This is a genomic window from Mesorhizobium sp. L2C084A000 (assembly GCF_000502875.1).
Classification (GTDB): Bacteria; Pseudomonadota; Alphaproteobacteria; order Rhizobiales; family Rhizobiaceae; genus Mesorhizobium.
The window spans coordinates 1-19,940 of the sequence record NZ_AYWX01000033.1 but is presented as its reverse complement, the minus strand read 5'-3'; the positions used below and the strand labels follow the sequence as shown (position 1 = coordinate 19,940).

14 protein-coding genes and 2 pseudogenes are annotated in these 19,940 nt (G+C 62.1%); 5 read left to right on the top strand and 11 right to left on the bottom strand.

What is annotated here, in order from left to right; genetic code table 11:
- Positions 1-95: 95 nt before the first annotated feature.
- The 3 genes and pseudogenes from X735_RS1000000170155 to X735_RS136175 form a co-directional block, all read right to left on the bottom strand.
- A pseudogene (locus X735_RS1000000170155) lies at positions 96-957 on the bottom strand (hypothetical protein); the annotation flags it as partial.
- Between the two features lie 335 nt (positions 958-1,292).
- Positions 1,293-2,199, bottom strand: a pseudogene (locus X735_RS1000000170150) (aldehyde dehydrogenase family protein); the annotation flags it as partial.
- Positions 2,200-2,322: 123 nt separating this feature from the next.
- On the bottom strand, positions 2,323-3,702 hold the full coding sequence (locus tag X735_RS136175; RefSeq protein ID WP_023814389.1) for an aminotransferase: 1,380 nt from the start codon (positions 3,700-3,702) through the stop codon (positions 2,323-2,325).
- A 161-nt stretch (positions 3,703-3,863) separates the two neighbouring features.
- On the opposite strand from X735_RS136175, the gene X735_RS136180 reads away from it, so the two are divergent.
- The 4 genes from X735_RS136180 (at position 3,864) to X735_RS136195 (ending at position 7,776) form a co-directional block, all read left to right on the top strand.
- Positions 3,864-4,682, top strand: coding sequence for a transketolase (locus tag X735_RS136180; RefSeq protein ID WP_245263162.1), 819 nt, complete (start codon positions 3,864-3,866; stop codon positions 4,680-4,682).
- Positions 4,679-5,656 carry a transketolase C-terminal domain-containing protein gene (locus X735_RS136185; protein WP_023814388.1) on the top strand — a complete coding sequence of 326 codons (978 nt, stop codon included), beginning with the start codon at positions 4,679-4,681 and terminating at the stop codon, positions 5,654-5,656. The genes X735_RS136180 and X735_RS136185 overlap by 4 nt, the downstream gene beginning before the upstream one ends.
- A gap of 34 nt (positions 5,657-5,690) precedes the next feature.
- Positions 5,691-7,004 (top strand): aspartate aminotransferase family protein, encoded by a 1,314-nt coding sequence (locus tag X735_RS136190; protein ID WP_023814387.1) that lies wholly within the window; start codon positions 5,691-5,693, stop codon positions 7,002-7,004.
- Positions 7,005-7,092: 88 nt separating this feature from the next.
- Positions 7,093-7,776, top strand: coding sequence for a GntR family transcriptional regulator (locus X735_RS136195; RefSeq protein ID WP_023814386.1), 684 nt, complete (start codon positions 7,093-7,095; stop codon positions 7,774-7,776).
- A 44-nt stretch (positions 7,777-7,820) separates the two neighbouring features.
- Here the strand turns inward: X735_RS136195 and X735_RS136200 are convergent, their stop codons facing one another.
- The 6 genes from X735_RS136200 to torT form a co-directional block, all read right to left on the bottom strand.
- Positions 7,821-9,614, bottom strand: coding sequence for a hydantoinase B/oxoprolinase family protein (locus X735_RS136200; RefSeq protein ID WP_023814385.1), 1,794 nt, complete (start codon positions 9,612-9,614; stop codon positions 7,821-7,823).
- A 30-nt stretch (positions 9,615-9,644) separates the two neighbouring features.
- Complete coding sequence (locus tag X735_RS136205; protein ID WP_023814384.1) at positions 9,645-11,705, bottom strand: hydantoinase/oxoprolinase family protein; 2,061 nt, start codon at positions 11,703-11,705, stop codon at positions 9,645-9,647.
- Positions 11,706-11,721: 16 nt separating this feature from the next.
- Positions 11,722-12,711 carry an ABC transporter permease gene (locus X735_RS136210; RefSeq protein ID WP_031214000.1) on the bottom strand — a complete coding sequence of 330 codons (990 nt, stop codon included), beginning with the start codon at positions 12,709-12,711 and terminating at the stop codon, positions 11,722-11,724.
- Complete coding sequence (locus X735_RS136215) at positions 12,704-13,678, bottom strand: ABC transporter permease (protein ID WP_023814382.1); 975 nt, start codon at positions 13,676-13,678, stop codon at positions 12,704-12,706. The genes X735_RS136210 and X735_RS136215 overlap by 8 nt, the downstream gene beginning before the upstream one ends.
- Positions 13,675-15,177 (bottom strand): sugar ABC transporter ATP-binding protein, encoded by a 1,503-nt coding sequence (locus X735_RS136220; protein WP_031213999.1) that lies wholly within the window; start codon positions 15,175-15,177, stop codon positions 13,675-13,677. The genes X735_RS136215 and X735_RS136220 overlap by 4 nt, the downstream gene beginning before the upstream one ends.
- Positions 15,178-15,251: 74 nt before the next feature.
- The gene (torT, locus tag X735_RS136225; RefSeq protein ID WP_023814380.1) at positions 15,252-16,322 is read right to left on the bottom strand and encodes a TMAO reductase system periplasmic protein TorT; all 1,071 of its coding nucleotides are present in this window, start codon (positions 16,320-16,322) and stop codon (positions 15,252-15,254) included.
- Between the two features lie 1,344 nt (positions 16,323-17,666).
- Here torT and X735_RS136235 point away from each other — a divergent pair.
- Positions 17,667-18,419 (top strand): SDR family oxidoreductase, encoded by a 753-nt coding sequence (locus X735_RS136235; protein ID WP_031213998.1) that lies wholly within the window; start codon positions 17,667-17,669, stop codon positions 18,417-18,419.
- Positions 18,420-18,430: 11 nt separating this feature from the next.
- Here X735_RS136235 and X735_RS136240 read toward each other — a convergent pair whose 3' ends face one another.
- Positions 18,431-19,099: an FCD domain-containing protein gene (locus X735_RS136240; RefSeq protein ID WP_032904552.1), complete on the bottom strand. Its 669-nt coding sequence runs from the start codon at positions 19,097-19,099 to the stop codon at positions 18,431-18,433.
- Between the two features lie 614 nt (positions 19,100-19,713).
- Positions 19,714-19,940, bottom strand: a 227-nt coding sequence (locus X735_RS1000000169510) for a hypothetical protein (protein ID WP_032909629.1), incomplete at its 5' end; no start/stop codon positions are given.

Sequence of the window (19,940 nt, the reverse complement as noted above, 5' to 3'; positions counted from 1 at the left end):
CACCAACGCCTATGTCGACATTTTACGGCGCTTCACTACTAACCGGGCACCGCACGATGGCAGCTCGTTCTCTCCGGCAAAAGATACTCCCTGTGTTAGCTTCCGTGTGTGTGCTTGCCCTCACCTGCGGGATACGTAAGGCCATCCCTAAAAGCATCGAATGCGGCAGCGACAGCGCGAATCCCAAAGCGATGCTCCCGCCGTACGCGGACAAAACCGTTTTCGAAGTCCACTATTCCGTCCTTGGCCAGCATCGCCAAACGCTCATCTGAACCGCGAAGACGGATCGGATCAGATCCGTGGGCGACACAGATTGCCGGCACGTCAGCCTCGAAATCGCACATTAATCGCTCGATNCATGCTAGCAACCGCGAAAATGCGCTCAGCCGAATCGCGAAGACGGATCGGATCAGATCCGTGGGCGACACAGATTGCCGGCACGTCAGCCTCGAAATCGCACATTAATCGCTCGATGATTGCGGCTCGCACGCGGTCGTCGTCTGTGAGGCGATGGCGCCTCGATGTCGCCAGTCGGCCAGCTGCGATGTGCCGGATGTAGAAATCCCGTGTAACTTCGTTTTGAACGTACCCCTGGCCGATGCGGCCGATAGCCGACGCGCCGAACCGATCAGGGTTCTGCAGGTATCGGCAGAGTAGCCCAACGAGTTACGTCGCAGGCGACCTGTTTCCTGTGCCAGCGCGAGCTCGTCGTGCGGCAAGGCGAAATGGTCGAGCCCGATCCCGGTAGCCGGCGGCAACCAGCGTCACCGCGACAGCCGCATGCTGTTCAGCGCGGGCAGCGCTGTGGGGAAGAAATTCCGCCTCGATGAGGCGCTGGTTCTTTATTTGGGATGGGATATGCGAGTAGCCGAACAAGGCAAGCCGGTCGGGGCGCATGGCGACCGCCGCCCTCGCCGTCTCGACCCACGACACCACCGTTTGACGCGGCAGGCGTCCCATGGTGATAACAAACCACCTTGCCGCTGAGCTCGCCTGTGTCTTTGCGTTATGCCAGTCCGTTCCGCTTAGATGTCTTGGCTGTTCCCGCCGAGACCTCACGCGCACCGTTTATTCCCACCATCCCTCCCCGTCAGCTCCGCCTGGGAAATTCTGCCAGCTTGCCGGATCCGACGAGATAATGCAGCGCTGGGACGGACTTTGCTCGCCAGCTAGCGACCGTGGTGATCTCTGCCAAAAGGACGAGGCCATGAACGCGATCGGCGCTAACGGTGGCGGTTTGTATAAGCCTTGGGGTGGGAACTGGGCCTTCTATGCTGGCGCCATATACAAGCTGCGTCGTCGAAGACGATGAAGGGCGCGTTGCCGCCGAGTTCCATCGATACCTTCTTGACGGTCACCGACGATTTCTGGATCAGGATCTTGCCGACCTCGGTGGAGCCGGTGAAGGTGATCTTCTTGACCAGCGGATTGGCGTAAATCTCGTCGCCGATCTCACCGGCGGCGCCGGTCAGGATGTTGACGACGCCCTTGGGAAAGCCGACTTCCTCGGCAAGCGCCCCCCAGGCAAGGCCGGAATACGGCGTCTGCGAGGCCGGCTTGACGACAGCGGTGCAGCCCGCGGCAAGTGCGGGACCAAGCTTGCGGGCCAGCATCGAGGACGGGAAATTCCACGGCGTGATGGCGGCGATGACGCCGACCGGCTCCTTGGTCACCAGGATGCGGCGGTTCGCCCATGGCGAAGGCACCACGTCGCCATAGGTGCGGCGGCCTTCCTCGGCGAACCACAGGATATAGGCCGCGGCCGAGCCGATCTCGCCCTTCGATTCGAACAGCGACTTGCCCTGCTCGATGGTGAGCAGTTCGGCCAACACGTCCTGATTGTCCATCATCGCGTCATGCAGCTTNGGCGGAGCCGATCTCGCCCTTCGATTCGAACAGCGACTTGCCCTGCTCGATGGTGAGCAGTTCGGCCAACACGTCCTGATTGTCCATCATCGCGTCATGCAGCTTGCGCAGCAGCTTCGAGCGCTCGAGCGCGGTCGTCTTGCGCCACGATTTGAAGGCGGCGGCGGCTTCGATGGCGCGGCGGGTCTCGGCCTTGCCGGACTTCGGCACGGTGCCGATCTTGAGGCCGGTGGCCGGGTTGTTGACGTCGACCGTCTGGCCGCTGTCGGCCTGCACCCACTCGCCATTGATGAGATTGGCCTGCCGCATGAAATGGCTGGTTTTCTGAAGCATGGTCTGGCCTCCGTTCGGATAAGACAATCGGGATCCTGTATGCTGGCTGCGGCTCGCGCTTGCCCAACCGCCTTTCGCGCGGCCGGCCCGTCCAGCGATGTCTCGCCGCCTCGCCGGGCGGGTTCATGCCGACTGGTCAGTCTGCGCATGGGCCGCCGCGGTCTCATCAAGAGCCGCGCGAATGCCATCAACCATGTAATCGATCTCTTTAGGGGCGATGACGTAGGGCGGGCAGATTGCCAGCACGTCGCCCATGTTGCGGATCATGACTCCGTGCTCGCGGCACCGCCGCTCGACATCGGTGCCAATTCGCAGCTCCGGCGAAAAGGCGCGACGGGTGGCGCGATCCTCGACGATCTGGATCCCCGCGATAAAACCGCGGCCGCGGACCTCGCCGACCAGTGTATGGTCGTTGAGCGCGTCCGCGAGCGCTGCATGCAGATAATCGCCGAGACGGCGCGCCTGGCTCACGAGATCGATCTCGCGGTAGATCCTGATCGCCTCGGCGGCGACGGCGGCTGTCACCGGATGGCCGGAATAGGTGAAACCGTGGCCGAACACGCCGACCTTGTGGGCCTCATCGGCGACGCACTGGTAGACCTTATCGGAGATAATGACGCCGCCAATGGGCAGATGACCGGATGAAAGCCCCTTGGCGACCGACAGCATGTCCGGTTCCATGCCAAAAGTCTGACTACCGAACCAGTTTCCGGTGCGTCCGAAGCCGCAGACCACTTCGTCGGACAGCATGAGGATGTCGTATTTGCGCAGCACCGCCTGAACCTTTGGAAAATAACCCTCCGGCGGTACCAGCACGCCGCCGGCGCCCATGATCGGCTCGGCGATCATCGCGGCGATGGTCTCTGGCCCCTCACAAAGGATCAGGGCCTCAAGTTCCCGGGCCAGGCGCGTGGCGTAGTCATGCTCCGCCTCGCCCGGCAGACCATCGAGATAATGGAACGGTCGCGCCGCGAATATGACGGGAAGCGGCGGCAGGTTGAAGGACTTGTGCATGTGCGGCAGCCCACTCAGCGCCGCGCCCATGATCGTACTGCCGTGGAAGGCGCCAAACCTACTGATGATCTTGCGTTTCTCCGGACGTCCCCGCGCGGCCTGGTAATACCAGGCGAGCTTGATCATCGTATCATTGGCTTCGGAACCGGAGCCGACCAGAAAGACGCGCGCGTGGTCGAACGGCGCCAACGCGGTAAGCTGCTCGACGAGTTCGACGGTGGGCTCGTTCGAGCGGTGGTTGAAGGTGTGGTAGACGGCGAGCTTGCGCATCTGGCGGTCAGCAGCGACAGCCAGCCGGCTGTCGCTGAAGCCAAGCGAGGCGCACCAGAGTCCGCCCATGCCCTCGACATAGCGGTTGCCCGCGTCATCCGTGACGGTCGCGCCTTCGCCGGCCACGATCGTCAACGGACCATGATCCTCATGCAGGCGTGGATCCGTTTGGGAATGAAAGTGCCTGGCCATGTCCAGCACGCGCGATTCGTTGTTCATCAAAATTCTCCTTGCGACCAGATAGGCGGTTGCTTCGGCGAGGAATATCTTATAACTTATAAGTTGTCGAGAAAAAATGATCCCGAGAGTGACGTCCAATGGCCAACGCACCCACTCCTTCAAACAACACCCTGCCACCCGACGCGGAGCGGATCGCCCTGTTGCGCGACAGGGCAGAGTTCGTCCGGCTCGAGACGCTGCGCCTCATCCAGATCGCCAAGGTGGGCCACTATTCGTCGGTGTTCTCCTGCGCGGAAATATTCGCCACGCTCTACTACGATGCGATGCGGCTGAGGCGCGGCGAGCCGCAATGGCCGGACCGCGACCGCTTCCTTATGGGCAAAGGGCACGCCGCGGTCGGCCTTTATCCGCTGCTGGTCGACTGGGGCTTCTTCTCCAAGGACGTCCTCGACGGCTATACCCGGCTCGGCAATCCGCTTGGCGATCATCCCGACATGCGCAAGGTGCCCGGCGTCGATTTCAGCTCCGGCTCGATCGGCCATGCCCTGTCCGGCGGCCTCGGCATGGTGCTTGGCGGCCGTGCGGCCAACCGGCGCTTCGATGTCTATGTCCTGCTCGGTGACGGCGAGATGCAGGAGGGCCAGGTCTGGGAAGCGGCGCTCTCCGCCGCCCACCATAAGGCCGGCAATCTGATCGCCATCGTCGACCGCAACGGATACCAGCTCGACGGGCAGGTCGACGACATCATCGGCATCGAACCGTTGGCCGACAAATGGGCGGCGTTCGGCTGGCAGGTGCACGAGGTCGATGGGCACGACGTCGTCGCTCTCGCGACGCTGCTGCGACAGTTGAAGGCCGAGGCAGACCGCACCCGGCCCGTCTGCATCATTGCCAAGACCTCCAAAGGCAAGGGCGTTGGTTACATGGAAACCGAACCCGGCTGGCATCTGGGCTATCTCGCGCCATCGGACGAGGCCTTGGCCGCCGAAGAGATCAAGCGTGGAGGCAAAACACAATGAACGGCCCGATCGATACCAACTCCTGGCAGTACCGCCAGATCAACGCGCGCGCGCCTGGCCTGAGTTACCTGGCCAACGCGCTCATTGAGCTGGTCGAAGACGGTTATCCGGTCGTGGCCGGTACGGCCGACCTTCAATATTCCAACGGGCTGGTGCGGTTCGCGCAACGCTTTCCCGAACGCTTCACGCAATTTGGCATTTCCGAGCAGAACATGGTTTCGGCTGCTGCCGGCATGGCCAGCACAGGCGCCATGCCGTTCGTCGCTACATTCGCTTCTTTCCTGGCGCTGCTGTGCTGCGAACAGATCAGAACCGACGTCGCCTATTCGGCACTGCCGGTACGGCTGATCGGTCACCATGCCGGTATTTCACTCGGCTTCTACGGCACCTCCCACCATGCGACGGAAGACCTTGCCATTATGCGAAGCATCGCCGACCTCACGGTCGTCGCACCGGCCGATGGCCCGCAACTGGCGGCCGCCGTCAGGGCGTCTGTCAATCATGCGCAGCCAATCTACTTCCGCATTGGCCGCGGTCAGGAACCACTGGTCTATGACGACGGCGTCGACTTCCAGTTCGGCAAGGCGATCGTTCACGGCGAAGGATCGGACCTGACCATCATCGCCTGCGGCTCGATGGTCCATCCCTCAAGGGAGGCTTACCGCGCGCTGCGCGCGGCGGGCAAGTCCGTCGGACTGATCGACATGCATACGATCAAGCCGCTCGATACCAAGGCCGTGCTCTCTGCCGCGGCTCACTCCCGCTTCGTTCTGACGATCGAGGAACACAATATCCTGGGCGGTCTGGGCGGCGCCGTGGCGGAAATCCTGGCCGAGGCGGGCAGCCCCGCACGGCTGATACGCCACGGCATCCGTGACGAATACAGCCTGATCGCGCCGCCAACGCATCTCTACAAGCACTACCGCCTGGACGCGGCGGGGATCGAGGCCACCGTCCGCGAAGCGCTCGGCTGAGCGCGGACAACCATAGCCATGCACGGACATTACGATGACCGATCAGAATAACACCGCCCGACTCATCGAGCGCGCGAGCGCGGTGATGCCGGGCGGATTGCTCAGCCCGAGCCGCAGGCTCGGCGCGCCGCATGTCTTTGCCCGGGCGCAGGGTGCGTTTCTCTACGACGTCGATGGACACCAGTACACCGACTTCCACTGCGGCTTCGGCGCCAATGTGCTTGGCCACTGTCATCCGGCGGTGCGTGAACGCATCGCTGCGGTCACGCAGGACATCGATCTTGTCGGTGCGGGAACGATGCGGCTGGAGATCGAGGTGGCGGAGGCGCTGGTCGACTGCATCCCTTGCGCGGATCTCGTCGCCTTCTGCAATTCGGGATCGGAGGCGACCTATCACGCCCTGCGCCTTGCCCGCGCCGCCACCGGTCGCAAGCGCATCATCAAGTTCCAAGGCGGCTATCATGGCTGGCATGACTATGTCGCCATGAACGTGCAGTCGCACGCGCAGGCGATCGGCAAGTACGACCCCATCAGTGCTGGCATCCTCGATGATGCCGCCAGTCACACCATCGTGCTGCCTTACAACGATGCCGGCGCCGTCGAGGATTATCTCAAGGCCAATCCAGGCGAGGTCGCGGCGATCATCATCGAGCCAATCGCTCACAATATGGGGTCGGTGATGGCGACGGATGCTTTCCTGCGCGATTTGCGTCGCCTGACCAGCGCTCATGGCGTCGTACTGATCTTCGACGAGGTCATCACCGGCTTTCGCCACGCGCTTGGCGGCTATCAGTCGATCGCCAACGTCACGCCTGATCTGGCGACCTTCGGCAAGGCGGCCTCGTCAGGCTATCCCGTCGGCCTAGTGGCCGGTCGTCGCGATCTCCTGGAGCTCGTCGGCCGGACCGGGGAAGGATCCGTGTTCATGGGCGGTACTTTCAACGGCACGCCGTCGACGCTCGCCGCCATGCAGGCGACGATCGAGGAGCTGTCGAAACCAGGCTTCTACGACCGCCTGTTTGCCCTCGGCGCTTTCATGCGCACGCAGCTGGATGGCATTATCGATCGCCTCGGCCTGCCCGCGCAGAGCGCCGGGTTTGGCTCGGTCTGGCTGATCTATTTCCTCAGCGGTCCTTACCGCGACTACCAGGACTTGCTGCGCAACGACGATGTCTTCGATCTCGCATTCCGAAAGGAGATGGTGGCGAACCGGCTGATCGGTCAGCCGCTTCCGCTCAAGCGTCTCTACCTGTCAGGGAGCCATGACCGGGCGACAGTCGAGAAATCGCTGGATATCATCGAGACAATCCTGCGCAAGCTCTCCGCTGGGAAACCCGCCAGTTCTTAGCCTTTTTCGCAACCGGACTTATAGGATATAAGAGCTGCTCGTACCTATCCGTTGCCGATTCGGTGCGGCCAACATGCAGCGGTGATTCATGAACACGATGCAGCCAATCGAGCAAGGTAGTCTGTCGGCGAGAACCTATATCTCGCTGCGCGAAGCCCTGATTGCGGGCAATTTCCGGCCCGGCGAAAGGCTGTTGATGCAGGATCTGGCGCAACGGCTGGGCACCAGCGTCACGCCTGTGCGCGAGGCCTGTTTCAGGCTCGTCAGCGAGCAGGCGCTGGAACTGCGGTCGGGGCGGTTCATCACCGTTCCAGAGCTGACCCGGTCGCGTTACTGGCAGGTCCGGCTCATTCGCATCGCGCTCGAGGGGCTAGCGGCCGAACTCGCCGTCGAGCATGTTTCGGAGGCGGACATTGAAAAACTGGTCGATATCCATCGCGATTTCGTGGCCGGCGAAACGTCCGGCGATGCCGACCGCGCCCGTCGCGCCAATCGTGAATTCCACTTCGGCGTCTACCGCCTGTCCAAGATGGATATGCTGATCGCCCAGATCGAAAGCCTGTGGGTCTCGATGGGCCCTATCCTCAACGTGTATTATCTGCAGGCCGAGAACGATTACATCGGCGCGGAGGAGCACGAGACGCTGATCGAAGCGTTCCGGACCCGCAACAAGAAGGTGGCGCGTAAGGCGATCGAACGCGACATCGTGCGCGGTGGCATGAACCTGTTGCGGTATTTCGACGAGCAGGACGCGGCCGCCAAGCGGGCGTGATCGAAGCCGCCGGTCATTTGCTGGCGACCTCTCTTCGCGCTGGCTCAGGCCGCCCGAAGGCGCGCGGTGGCATCCTGGTCGACGACCCAGACGCCCTGCTCGGCGTCCAGCACCAGGGCCACCTTGTAGGATTGGCGAGCCGCTTCGCTCGTCAGCCAGCCGCGGTCAACGCTGGCCGCGACACGGCGGACATCGCGCTTGGTCGGGTCGCCGTAGCCACCGCCGCCACAGGCAACGAACTCGATGCGCTCGCCGGCGCGACACGCCTCCTCATGGAACGCGGGCAATTCCACCAGCTTGCCGTCCGTGCCGCGCTTGGCACTATGACTGGCCTTGGCGTCACCGCCGCCGAGCACGCCGCGCGGCGGAAAGGTTGTGCCATCGGCCGAGTAGACCAGTGTCATCTCGTGGTCGACGGGATAGAAGACACCGCCCACCGCGGGAGCACCCTCGAACTCGCCAATGCCTTGGGTATCCGCCACCACGCCGCGCGATTCAATGATGATGGGATACATGGATTCGTCCACCTCCACGGAATCCAGCGCGATCAGGCCGCCATTCGCCGGCCCGCAATATGTCAACCAGCCGTCATAGCCGTGACGCGCCCCGCCGCCGGCGTAGCCAATGAAGACCTGGTTGACGTAGGGCTGCCCGTCCTTGAACGGATCCTTGCCTGAAATCACGCCGATCCCCGCCGGCAGGTGCGAGCCGCTCTCGGCCTGGCCATAGGGTTCTCCCATGGTCGAGAACACGCAATTGCCTGCAATGATCAAGCGGTCGTTGACATTGGTGGTCGCCACGGAGGTGCCTACGGGGTAGCGGGGTTTGCCGACCACGCTTCCCTCCCGCATCAACACCTTGATCCGGCTCTTGGCGCCCTCGTTGTGCGGGATGCCGTCGTCGAGATTGTTGAAGACGCCAATCCGGCAAGAGCCCGTGCAGGTGTTTTCGGACAGGTTGAGACCGCCAGGGACGTTGTCCATGTTGTCACGCACATCGACCGTGATCTCGCCGGCTTCAGGGTCGACATCGATGGTGATCCTGACCGGGATGCCCTCCTCCGCCACGCCGGGGACCGGGTCATGGCGGACTTCGTAGGAGAACTTGCCCTTCGGCAATTTGGCGATCTCGGCCATGGCGCGACGCGCACCGTAGTCGAACCAGTCCTCGACGAAATCCAGCAGCGTGTCGCGGCCGTATTTTTCAAGCAGTTCCAAGAGACGGCGTCGACCGGTCCTGCAGGCGCCGATCTGGGCTCGCACGTCGCCCAGCCAGATGTCTGGAACACGGTTGCGCATCATGCCGATGCGCAGGATGTCCTGCTTCTCCCGGTGCTGTTCGACCACGCGCACGCAGGGAAAGTGGATGCCTTCCTCATAAACGTTCTTGGCGAATGGCAGATAGGTCGAAGGTGTCGGCGCGCCAGTATCGGCGTGATGGGAAAGCGCCACGGCCCAGAACAGCGGCTTGCCATCGAAAAAGATCGGCATGGCCATGATCAGGTCGGCATGATGCGTGCCGCCAGTGTATGGGCAGTTGTTGAGGAAGATGTCGCCGTCGGCGATATCGTCGAACAACTCCGTTATCGGACGGGTCGCCAGATCCATCGACATGACGTGGATCGGCAGCGCGTCCTCGGTGGAAACGAGGCGGTGATCATAGGTCAGGATCGCGCAGCTCAGGTCGCGGGCGTTCTTGATCACCGCCGAGCGGCTGGCCCGCATCACGACCAGCGTCATTTCCCGCACGACCGCCTCGAACCGGCTTTTGAGAACCGACATCAGGAACGGATCGACGCGGCGCGTTGGCGTCTCCAGGCGAATGACAGGTGAATTCATTTTGCGGTGCCTTGTTCGGGAAGGTTGGTGTCAATCGACGGTCACGACGATGTTGCCTTGCGGGTCGACGCGCCCGCGGTGGCCGTCCTTGAGGAAGGCGGTGAACGTCGTCGCCTCCACCAGGCAGGGGCCGTCAAGCGCCGCCCCCGCGCCCAGCTGGTCCATGTCGTAGACGGGCAGAGAGCTCGTCCGCCGGGTTTCGTGCAAATAAGCTGGCCGATGGGTCTTGGCGACCGGCGCCGTCGCCTGGTCGGCCAGCCTGAAGTCTTTCCAGGCATCCTGATTGGCCCGCTTGCCCACCGCGCGCAGCTTCCAGTTGGTGAATTCGACGACGTCGCGGTCGGATCTGATTGAATAAATGCGTTCGTGCATCTGATGGAACGCTTCGACGAGACTTGGCAGTTTCGCCGCGTCGAGACGCGCCTCATCGGCCTCGAAATGGACCTCGATCTCCCAGGACTGGTATTCGTAGCGACCAAGAAAGGAGAACTCGAAACGCCGCAGCTCGGGCTCAACGCCGGCCTGTTCGAGGAATGCCTCGCCCGACACCTTCAACCGCGCCAGGATGTCGGAGACGCCAGCGGCGTCGAAGCGCCGGGTCGAGGTCAGGAAAACCGCGCTTTCCTCGCGCGTGATATCAGAGATCAACCCGCCGAACGCGCTCAACCCAGCCATGAAGCGCGGGATCATGTAGCGTTTCAAGCCCAATATGTCGGCCATCTCGGCGATGTGGATGGCGGTCGCGCCGCCGCCGCAGACAAAGAAACTGTCGCGTGGGTTTATGCCCTCGCGAATGGTGATTTCCTCGATGGCCCCAACCATGTTGTGGTTGCTGGTGGTCTGGATGGCGTAAGCCGCGTCGAGCAGCGGGATGCCGAGCCGCGTCGCGATGCTCGCGACCGCTTTCTCGGCCAGTTCGCGGCTGATCTTGATCCGGCCGCCGAGAAAATAATCGGGGTCAATGATGCCGAGCACGACATTGGCATCGGTGACCGTCGGCGCGGTGCCGCCCGCTCCGTAGCATGCCGGCCCCGGCCGCGCGCCAGCGCTCTGTGGGCCGACCCGCAGCAGGCCGCCATCATCGACCCAGGCAATCGACCCGCCGCCGGCACCGACCGATCTCACATCCACCTTCGCGATCCCCAGCGAGTCGTCGTGGATCATGCTGTCCGGGGTGACGATGATCTGGTGGTCACGCAAAGCCGAGACGTCGAATGTGGTGCCGCCCATGTCACCGACGATGACATTGGCTTCGTCGCTCAGCGCCAGCGCCGCCATCGGCGCCAGCGTCGGCCCCGACATGACGCTGTAGATTGGCCGCCGCCGCATCTCGGCGGGAGGCATCATTCCACCGACGCAGTTGGCCAGCAGCAGCTCGCCCTGGAAACCAGCCTGCGAAAGTGCTTGCCGCAAGTCCTCGATATAGGTTCGCACGATCGGATTGATCGACGCGTCGATGGCGGCCGCGATGATGCGCTTGTACTCGCGCGACATCGGATTGACTTCATGGCTAAGCGTCACCGGGATCTCCGGCCATGCCTGCGCGATGATATCGCGCACCGTTGTTTCATGGATGGGATTGACGACCGACCAAAGCAGACCGACCGCTATCGCTTCGACCCCATAGCGCCGGAAGTCCGCTATCGCCGCCTCGACATCGGATCTCGACAAAGGCGTGAGCTCCCGCCCGCGCGCATCGACGCGGCCCCGCGCCGTCTTCGTCAAATGGCGCGGAACGTAGGGCTCGGGATAGTCGAGCCGCCACTGGAAGGCGCCCTTGCGCGGCCCCTCGCGCAGGACGAGGATGTCCTGATGTCCTTCGTTGAGGATCAGACCGACCTTGACGGTCTTGCGCTCGACCAGCGCATTGGTCGAGACGGTCGAGCCGTGTACGATCAAATCGATCGCGGTCATGAACGTCGCGGGATCGAGCCCGTATCCAGCGGCCGCGACGTGCAGCACGTTGATGAACCCCTTCTCGAATTCGCCGGGCGTCGTCGGCGATTTGAAGATCGAGATTTTCCCACCGGGCTCGGAAACCAGGCAATCGGTGAAGGTTCCACCGATATCGATGCAGACTTGATATGCCATTTAAGGTCCGAAGCTGTTAGCGTTTCTTGTGATCGCGGCCCAGTATCAGGCTGGCCAGAATGATGAGGCCCAAAAGAACCTGCTGCAGATAGCCGTCGACCTGCATGAGATTCATGGCGTTGGAAATGATCGTGATGAACAGGGCACCCAGCAGAGCCGCCGTGACGCCTCCCTCTCCGCCGCTCAGCCGCACGCCACCGACCACCGCCGCCGCTATCGATTCCAGGGTCAGGTTGCCGCCGAGATTGGGCTCGCCCGATCCGGTGCGCGCGGTGAGCAGCATGGCGCCAATCGCGGCCAGCAGCGAGCAGACCACGTAGTCGATCGCAACGACGCGTCCGGTGCGAACGCCCGCCGCCTTCGCCGCGCGAGGATTGGCGCCGATGAGATACAGGCCGCGCCCGAATACGGTGAAGCGCAGGACCAGGAACAGCAGTGCGAAACACAGCGCGGCGAACAGGATGGGCACCGGAATGCCGATCAGCCGTCCCTCCGCCAAGGCGTCCGTGAAGGCCTCGGGAACGCCCGGCACGGGAAAGCCGCCGCTGACGGTTGACGCCAGTGCCATGACAATGTTGGCCATGCCAAGCGTCGTCACGAGTGGATTGATGCCGACACCGGCGATGAGGAAGCCGTTCAGCCCGCCGATCAGCAGCCCGACGCCAAGGCCGGCGACGATCCCCCACAGGATCGGCATATCGCCGCTTCCGGTCATCACCATCGCCGATATGACGCTGACGAGCGAGACGGTAAAACCAAGCGACAGGTCGAAGCCGCGCGTCAGCAGCACCATGGTCTGCGCCATGGCGAAGAGTGCGAGATAGCTGGTCTGGATCGCGATGTTCCAGAGATTGCCGCTTGAAACGATGCGCGGGTCGAGCAGACCGAGAACCAGCAGGGCCAGGAATACGAACCCCGGCAGCTTGGCCTGCGACGCGAACTGGCGGATGTCCGGGCGAGCGCGGTCAAGAACAACCGGAGCCGCCATGTCTGGACGATCAGACATTGGCCCGCCTCCCCTGAACAATTCGGTCGAAAGCCAGTGCGCCGATGAGCACCGAACCGAGAACCAGCGTCTGGAACTTGCTGTCGATCTGCGTGAGGTTCATCGCATTGGCGATGATCGCCAGGCACAGCGCGGCCATGGCGACGTTCTCGGCGCGGCCTGAGCCGCCGCGCAATGAAACGCCGCCGATCACCGCCGCTGCGATCGTCTCCAGTCCGAGCGTCCCGCCGATCGTCGACTGGCCGGACCCGATACGGGCGGTGATCAGCACGCCGGTGAGTGCGGCCAGGAGACCGGAGAGCACATAGGCGGTAATCAACACACGGTGTGTGCGCACTCCCGACAGTCGGGCTGCGCCGACGTTGCCGCCGACGGCGTAGAAGTGGCGCCCGAGCGCGGTCCGACGCTGCAGAATGATGGCGATGGCGATCACCACGATCGCCAGCAGCAAGGCCGGCGGCAGGCCAAGCACCTGCCCTCGCCCGATGGCATAGACGAAGGCGTCGGAAACGCCATAGATCGGGATACCCTGCGTGTAATAGAGCGTAAGTCCCGCGACGATCGACAACGATGCCAATGTCACCATGAAGGGTGAGAGGGAAAGCCGCGCCACCAGCGTGCCGTTTACCAGGCCAACACAGGCGCCGCTGGCCAAGGCCAGCGCCACAGGTACCAGCAGCTGGAGTCCATGCGCGTCGGGCATCGCGGCCATCGCCGCGGCTGTGACCACTGAGGCCAACGCCACGGTGGCGCCGACCGACAGATCAAAACCGCCCGTGGTCATGACGATCATCTGACCGATCGCCGGAACCGCCAGGAAGGAGAAATTGCGCAGGACGTTGAGGATGTTCAGGCGGTTCAGAAAACGCGGTTCGACGATCGCGGCCGCCGCCGCGACCGCGACCAGAAGCAGGATGACGATCCCGCCTGTTTCCAGAAAACGGCGCCGCAGCGTGTCAGGGCTCATGCTGCCTCCGTGGCGCCGGTTTGGGCGTCGAAATAGTGACGCAGCACGGAGGCTTCGGTGATGCCGTCGGCTTTGAGTTCGGCGACTATGCGCCCTTCGCGCATGACGTGGACGCGGTTGGCCAGGTGAACGAGCTCTGGCAGCTCGGACGATGACAACAGAATGGCCGCACCATTCTCCACCAGGCTCTTCATAAGCCTGTAGACCTCGCTTTTGGCCCCGACGTCGATGCCGACCGTCGGTTCATCGAAAATATGGACCGAGACCGGCCGCATCAGGCCGCGCGCCAGCACGAGTTTCTGCTGGTTTCCTCCCGAAAACGACGACGCCGCGCGTTCCGGCGCCATCGGTCGCAGCCCCAGTGTCTTCAACGGCGCGGCTATCGCCCGGCGCTCGCGCCACGACTTGAGCAGTCCGCCCCGGGACAGTCTCGGATCGTCGAGCGCGGCCATGGTCACATTCTCGCGACCCGGGCGGCTAAGCGCCAGTCCCTCGGCGCCGCGATCCGCCGGATAGTAACAAAGTCCAGCACGCAACATGCTGTGCGGGGCTGGCGCTCTTACCACCGCGCCATGGAGTTCGATCTCACCGGACGTCACACGTTCCAGGCCGAACACGGCCCGGCAAAGTTCGCTGCGGCCGCAGCCAACAAGGCCCGCCAGGCCGACGATTTCGCCAGCTCTGACCACGATGGAGGCATCGGATACGGTGCCGGAGACACTGATCCCCCTGGTCGCCAGCACGATTTCGGCGGGGCGCTGGCTGATTGACGGATAAAGTCGTTCGACCGGCTGGCCGACCATCATCTCGATCAGGGTCGCGTCCGATGCCGCGGCGATGGCCACTGTGTCGATCTTGCGCCCTCCTCGCAAGACCGTGACACGGTCAGCGAGCCGACGGATCTCGGCCATGCGGTGCGACACATAGATGATCCCGACGCCCCGAGCCTTGAGGCCCGCGATGGCGGCGAACAGTTTTTCCGCTTCACCGTCGGTAAGCGACGCGGTCGGTTCGTCGAGGATGAGTATCTTGGCATCCGAAAGCATGCCCTTGGCAATCTCGACCATCTGCTTTTGCGCCCGGGTCAGCGTTTCGATCTTGCTGTCCAGCTCGACGTGAAAGCCAATGTCGCGGAAGCGTTCTTCCGCGCGGGCACGCATCGCGCGTCGATTCAGGAAAAGCCTTCCCTTGATCTCGCGTCCAAGAAACAGGTTCTCCTCGACCGTGAGGTCGGGGACGAGACTGAATTCCTGGAACACAGCCGCCACCCCGGCATCGCGGGATTTCTGTGGGGTCAGCGCGGAAACGGTTTGGCCGTCGATACGGCAAGAGCCTTCGGTCCAGCCGTAGGTTCCCGCTATCAGATTGATGAGCGTCGACTTGCCGGCGCCGTTTTCACCGAGAAGGGCATGGAGCTCACCGCTCAGCAGCGTGAAGTCGACGCCGTCAAGCGCCACCACACCCCCGAAACGCTTCGTAATACCCGTAAGTTCAAGCATCGCTGACACCACCGAACTCGAAGCGAAACGGGCGGCAGGCCAAGGCCGAGGTCTACCGCCCATCGAAGATGCGACTATTGTACCGAAAATTCAGGCTTCCACCCATCGGGCGCGAAAATCTGCGTCGGGTCGATCTTGTCGACGTTCTCCTTGGTCACGATACCCGGCGCCACCAGCAGAACCTTCTCATAGTCCTTCTTTTCCAAGGCGCGCACCGCGAGGTCGACGCTGATGCGGCCCATCATCACCGGATACTCGGCGGCAAAGCCAAGCACCTTGCCTTCCTTGACCAGCTTCAGCATCGTCTGGTTCTCGTAAGACGACATGATCACGACATCGTCGCGGCCAGCGTCGGCGACGGCGCTGACGGCCGCTTCCGCCGCCGCGGCCCCGCCCCAGATGACATTGAGATCCGGATAGGTCTGCAACGCGTCCTCGACGAGGCGCAGGCTTTGCGGAACGCCGGGCTCACCATAGAGCTCGGCCGCGAGCTTGATGTTGCCGGTTTTGGTGCTGTCGCGAAAGCCCGCCATATAGCTCTCCGCCCAACCCGATCCCTGCGGACCCGGCAGGCCGATCGCGGTCGTCTTTTTGTCGCCGAGATACTTCTTGAGGTACTCACCCTCCTGAAAACCCTTCTGGTAGGTATCGGGAGTGATGCGCGCGGTGATCGGAGTTTCCAGGATGGGATTGGCGACGGCGATCTGGACAAGACCCTTGGCATCGCCCTCCTTCAGCTTGGCCGCCAGACCGGCTTCCGAGATGGCTGCGACGAGGATGCCCTGGGCGCCGGATGCGACGCAATCGTCATATTGCGACAGCTGCTTGGGCAGTGCGTCATAGCCGCCGGCCTGCAGGACCGTCACTTTGACACCCAGGCGCTTTGCTTCCTCAACGATACCGTAGTCCACCGAGACCCAGTAGCTGTCCTTGAGGTGCGGAAACAAGACGCACAGGTTCCAGGGCTTCTCGGCCTTTTCCAGCGGCACATAGTCAAGTGCCTCGACTTTTTTCAGATCGCCGCCTTTGGCCGCGTTGATCTTGAAGGGCCACCAATCCTTGGCCTCGGCGGCGTTGGGCAGGACGGCCACGCCGGTGACGAAAGCCACCGCGAGGATGGATCGGAAAGCGTGATTCTTGGTCATGTGATTCCCCATTTTCGTGTGTTCCCGGGTCCGGAGCCGGCGATTTCGCCGGCTCCGCGGTCTGCCTTGGGAGCAGAGGCTTGCTGGCGGATCGCAGTACCGTCTAGGCGAGTTCGCCTTCAGGGCCATCCGCGCCGTTGTTCATTCACAGCGCTACCGTACTACTTATAAGTTATAAGTCAATAGGGTTTTCATTAGCCGGTGCTCAGCCGGGAAGGTGTCTTCAATCGCGGTTTCGCTGCCTCGACCGGGATCAGAATCCATTTGACGAAAAACGAGGTCGGAGACAGCAGCCATGCAACTGGCCTCGGCGATGTGGGCTTCCTCGCGACCGACGGGTAGCGGCTTGTCGATCGAGTTGCCTGACATCAAGCGCCGGCGAATAAGTCAAAGCGATCAGCGTGGCCTTCGAATACAGAGCCATTGGTCAGCAACCGCACTTCGCTATCGACCAAATCGTCATAGGTCTTTAGGGAGGGAGATGTGCCCAGTGCATTCGCGTGCTGCAACAGCCGCGCTGAACCGCACGGCAGCGTGCCATAACACGCTGCGGTCGGATGATTGTTGAAATGACGGTTCCCCGCGCACGACCGTGCCGCTTTCCAACTTCTCTCGTCTGGCGCTTGCCAGCCTGAGCTCGTCCTAGAGGTCGGCGCCCGGATTGCGGGTGTTGTCTTGCGACTTCATTCTCCCGGCAGCCGGGCAAAGGCCCGCAACGTGGAGGCTTCTAAATGGAACGCGGGTTCCCGATGCTTAGTGGGTGGTGCTGCTGAGCAGGGGCAGGGCAGCACAGCCTCCGCCGGCAAGCCGTCGCGGCCGGTTCCCTTGATGGCGTGCCGGCGCAAGTCCCGCGTCACCAGGCTCGTAAATCGCGATGCACGTCCAGCCATTGCGACATGGTTTTGCCAGCTGAGAGGCCGATCCCGTGTGCGGCGAACAGTCGAAACACTGATTGGTCGGTGTGCGTTCTTGGCGTATTGTGCAGCACTTCTGGCATTACTGGCCTTGCGGGGGTGACGAGTCGGTCATGCGACAGTATGGATGTCCCTATCGGAATAGCCGGTCCGCCTTATCGGTCGTCACACCCGCATATTGCCCCGCTTCTAGGGAACACCCCATCACGCGAGGAAAGACATGGCCACATGCGCAGTATCGCCAATCTAGCCGTTGGGCCGACGGCCCGGCGCTTGGGCCAGTCCACCGGCTATAACCCGCGTCACAACTTGATCCACTGATCCTAGGTGACGACAACGTTGTTCGTCATGATTTGATGGGGCGGGGATTGGCCCAAAAGCGAGCCCCCCAAACTGTGCGGTTGCCAAATACGCAATGGAGTGAATTGGAATGATCATCGTAACAGGCGCCACGCACGGGATTGGGCGGGCCTGCGTGGAGAAACTTGCGTCTGGCGGTTCCAGAGTGGTGGCGACCGGCCGAGATGCAGAAGCGGGCGCGGCGCTCGAACGCGCCAATCACGGTGTCACGTTCGTTGCCGGTGACATCGTCCGTGAAGACGATTGCCGCCGTGTCGTCGACCGTGCGCTTGAACTTGGCAACGGCCGGCTCGCGGGGCTCGTGAACAATGCCGGCATGTCGAAGCGCATTGCCTTCGCCACCGCCACCCAGGACGATTGGGATGAGGTCCTTGCGGTTAATGCACGCAGCGTCTTTTTCTTCATCCGTCATGCGCTGGACGGCTTGCGGCTCGGGAGGGGTTCAGTCGTCAACATGGCCAGCATCGCCGGAAAGACGGGCGAAGAAGGGCTCGCTGCCTACTGCGCCTCAAAGGCCGCGGTCATCGGGCTGACGCAGGCACTCGCGCTGGAGTTCGGCGAGGAGATCCGCTTCAACGCTGTCTGCCCCGGCCAGATCGAAACACGCATGATGGGCAACATCATAAGCGATGCACTGCGCAAGAAGCAGCTCGAACTGCGGATCCCTGCCAACCGCTTCGGTGCCCCTGAAGAGATCGCTGATGTGGTCGCTTGGTTACTTTCGAATCAATCGAGCTATGTCAACGGCACGGTGGTGACTGTAGACGGCGGGGAAACAGCCGGCCTGCGCACACCGCGCGTCGCGCAGATCGATGGTGCTTAGGGCAATTCAGCTCAGCCGGAGCCGCGCTCGTCGAAATAGCGCAGAAAACCATGTGAGCCTCGCTGGATGTCGTTCTCGATCGCCTCGCGGGCCCTCTTCCTGTCGCCAGCCCTCAAGGCCTCGATGAGATGGTCATGTTCTTCCGCGCCGGTGTACCCGCGCGGAATTTCCCGATCGTAAACGTTAAGGATTGGACCCATCGAGGCCCACATGCTTTCGATCTGTCCGATCAGCATCGGCATACGCGACAGGCGGTAGACGCCGAAGTGGAAAGCGCGATTGGAGGATCGCGCTTCCTTGATATTACCGGCCTTATGGCTCTCTACAAATGAGGCGCGGAAGGTCTCAAGCTGTTCGAGATCGGCGGGGGCAAAATGGTCGGCAGCGTGTTCTGCCGCAAGCCCTTCAAGTGCCACGCGGATCAGCTTGATCTGAATGTAGCGGGCGCGGCTGAGGTCTGGCACCGCGGCGAACCTGCCGGAGCGCAACTCGAGCGCCTGCTCGCTGACGAGCCGCAGACAGGCTTCGCGCACCGGCGTAATGCTGGTTCCGAGCTGCTCGGCAAGATCCTGCATAAGCAGACGATCGCCCGGCGCGAAATTGCCGATGATCAATCCATCCCGCACCTTGCTGTAAATCCGCGCGGACAGGCTGCCCATCTCCTCGGGCTGCATCTTCATAGGGCCCATGGGACTCCCCTCGTCTCTGCTGCAGCTCTACGGAAATGTCGATTGACGCGTTTCACTACGTTTATAAGTTATAATCGCTGCCTATATTTTGTTATTCAGCGGCAGACAAGTACGTGCACGTTAATTGTCTGCAGCAAACATGTCCGTTTTCATAATTATTTGTGAAATTTTGTTTCATATAAAAACAAGGAGACCCTTCTTTTCCGATTCTGACAATGGAATGTGACGACAGAAAAAGGCGCGATCTCATCTGCGTGGCATGAGTTGGTGTGCGAGAGATGATGACATCTGAAGGAGCCGGGAAGCTTACATGTCAATTTCCAGTCTGATGGGCAGAATTTCCGATTCTGAGGCGACTCCGAACCGGCTGGACCGACGATGACGTCGGCACCGTCAAGATGATCCGGCAGGCCAGCAAGTCCAAAAGCTGCGTATGGCGTTTGCAGAGCGTTTCGCCGCCGAAGGGCTTCAAGGGCTGTTGCGCGACAAGACGCGGCCCTCGCGCATTGCGGCTCTCGGGCCGAAAGCCCGCCGAGCGCAGCTCTGACAAGGCCGCGACAGGAATCGAACGACGACTGGCCAGAATTATGAAATCCCTTGCGACACTATGCAATTTCAAACATTTCAGTAACAAATAGATTTAACATTCTCTTCACTTGCACTTTGGGGCGCGTTACCCGAATTAGCTGGAGCGGCCGAAACCCCCGCAAGATCAAGCGCGTAGTCGAAATCCAATCTTGCTGGTGCTTGTCGAGGGATTGACCTGCCACTGAGTTTTTCCTCCATCTGAGATTAGAGTCCGGCCCTTGATTGAAGGACGGACTGATGAAGA

What these genes read in the sequence shown, in the direction of transcription:
- X735_RS136175 (WP_023814389.1), bottom strand. Translation starts at nt 3,702, where the DNA reads ATGAACAACGAATCGCGCGTGCTGGACATGGCCAGGCACTTTCATTCC.
- X735_RS136185 (WP_023814388.1), top strand. Translation starts at nt 4,679, where the DNA reads ATGAACGGCCCGATCGATACCAACTCCTGGCAGTACCGCCAGATCAAC.
- X735_RS136190 (WP_023814387.1), top strand. Translation starts at nt 5,691, where the DNA reads ATGACCGATCAGAATAACACCGCCCGACTCATCGAGCGCGCGAGCGCG.
- X735_RS136195 (WP_023814386.1), top strand. Translation starts at nt 7,093, where the DNA reads ATGAACACGATGCAGCCAATCGAGCAAGGTAGTCTGTCGGCGAGAACC.
- X735_RS136200 (WP_023814385.1), bottom strand. Translation starts at nt 9,614, where the DNA reads ATGAATTCACCTGTCATTCGCCTGGAGACGCCAACGCGCCGCGTCGAT.
- X735_RS136205 (WP_023814384.1), bottom strand. Translation starts at nt 11,705, where the DNA reads ATGGCATATCAAGTCTGCATCGATATCGGTGGAACCTTCACCGATTGC.
- X735_RS136210 (WP_031214000.1), bottom strand. Translation starts at nt 12,711, where the DNA reads ATGTCTGATCGTCCAGACATGGCGGCTCCGGTTGTTCTTGACCGCGCT.
- X735_RS136215 (WP_023814382.1), bottom strand. Translation starts at nt 13,678, where the DNA reads ATGAGCCCTGACACGCTGCGGCGCCGTTTTCTGGAAACAGGCGGGATC.
- X735_RS136220 (WP_031213999.1), bottom strand. Translation starts at nt 15,177, where the DNA reads ATGCTTGAACTTACGGGTATTACGAAGCGTTTCGGGGGTGTGGTGGCG.
- torT (WP_023814380.1), bottom strand. Translation starts at nt 16,322, where the DNA reads ATGACCAAGAATCACGCTTTCCGATCCATCCTCGCGGTGGCTTTCGTC.
- X735_RS136235 (WP_031213998.1), top strand. Translation starts at nt 17,667, where the DNA reads ATGATCATCGTAACAGGCGCCACGCACGGGATTGGGCGGGCCTGCGTG.
- X735_RS136240 (WP_032904552.1), bottom strand. Translation starts at nt 19,099, where the DNA reads ATGAAGATGCAGCCCGAGGAGATGGGCAGCCTGTCCGCGCGGATTTAC.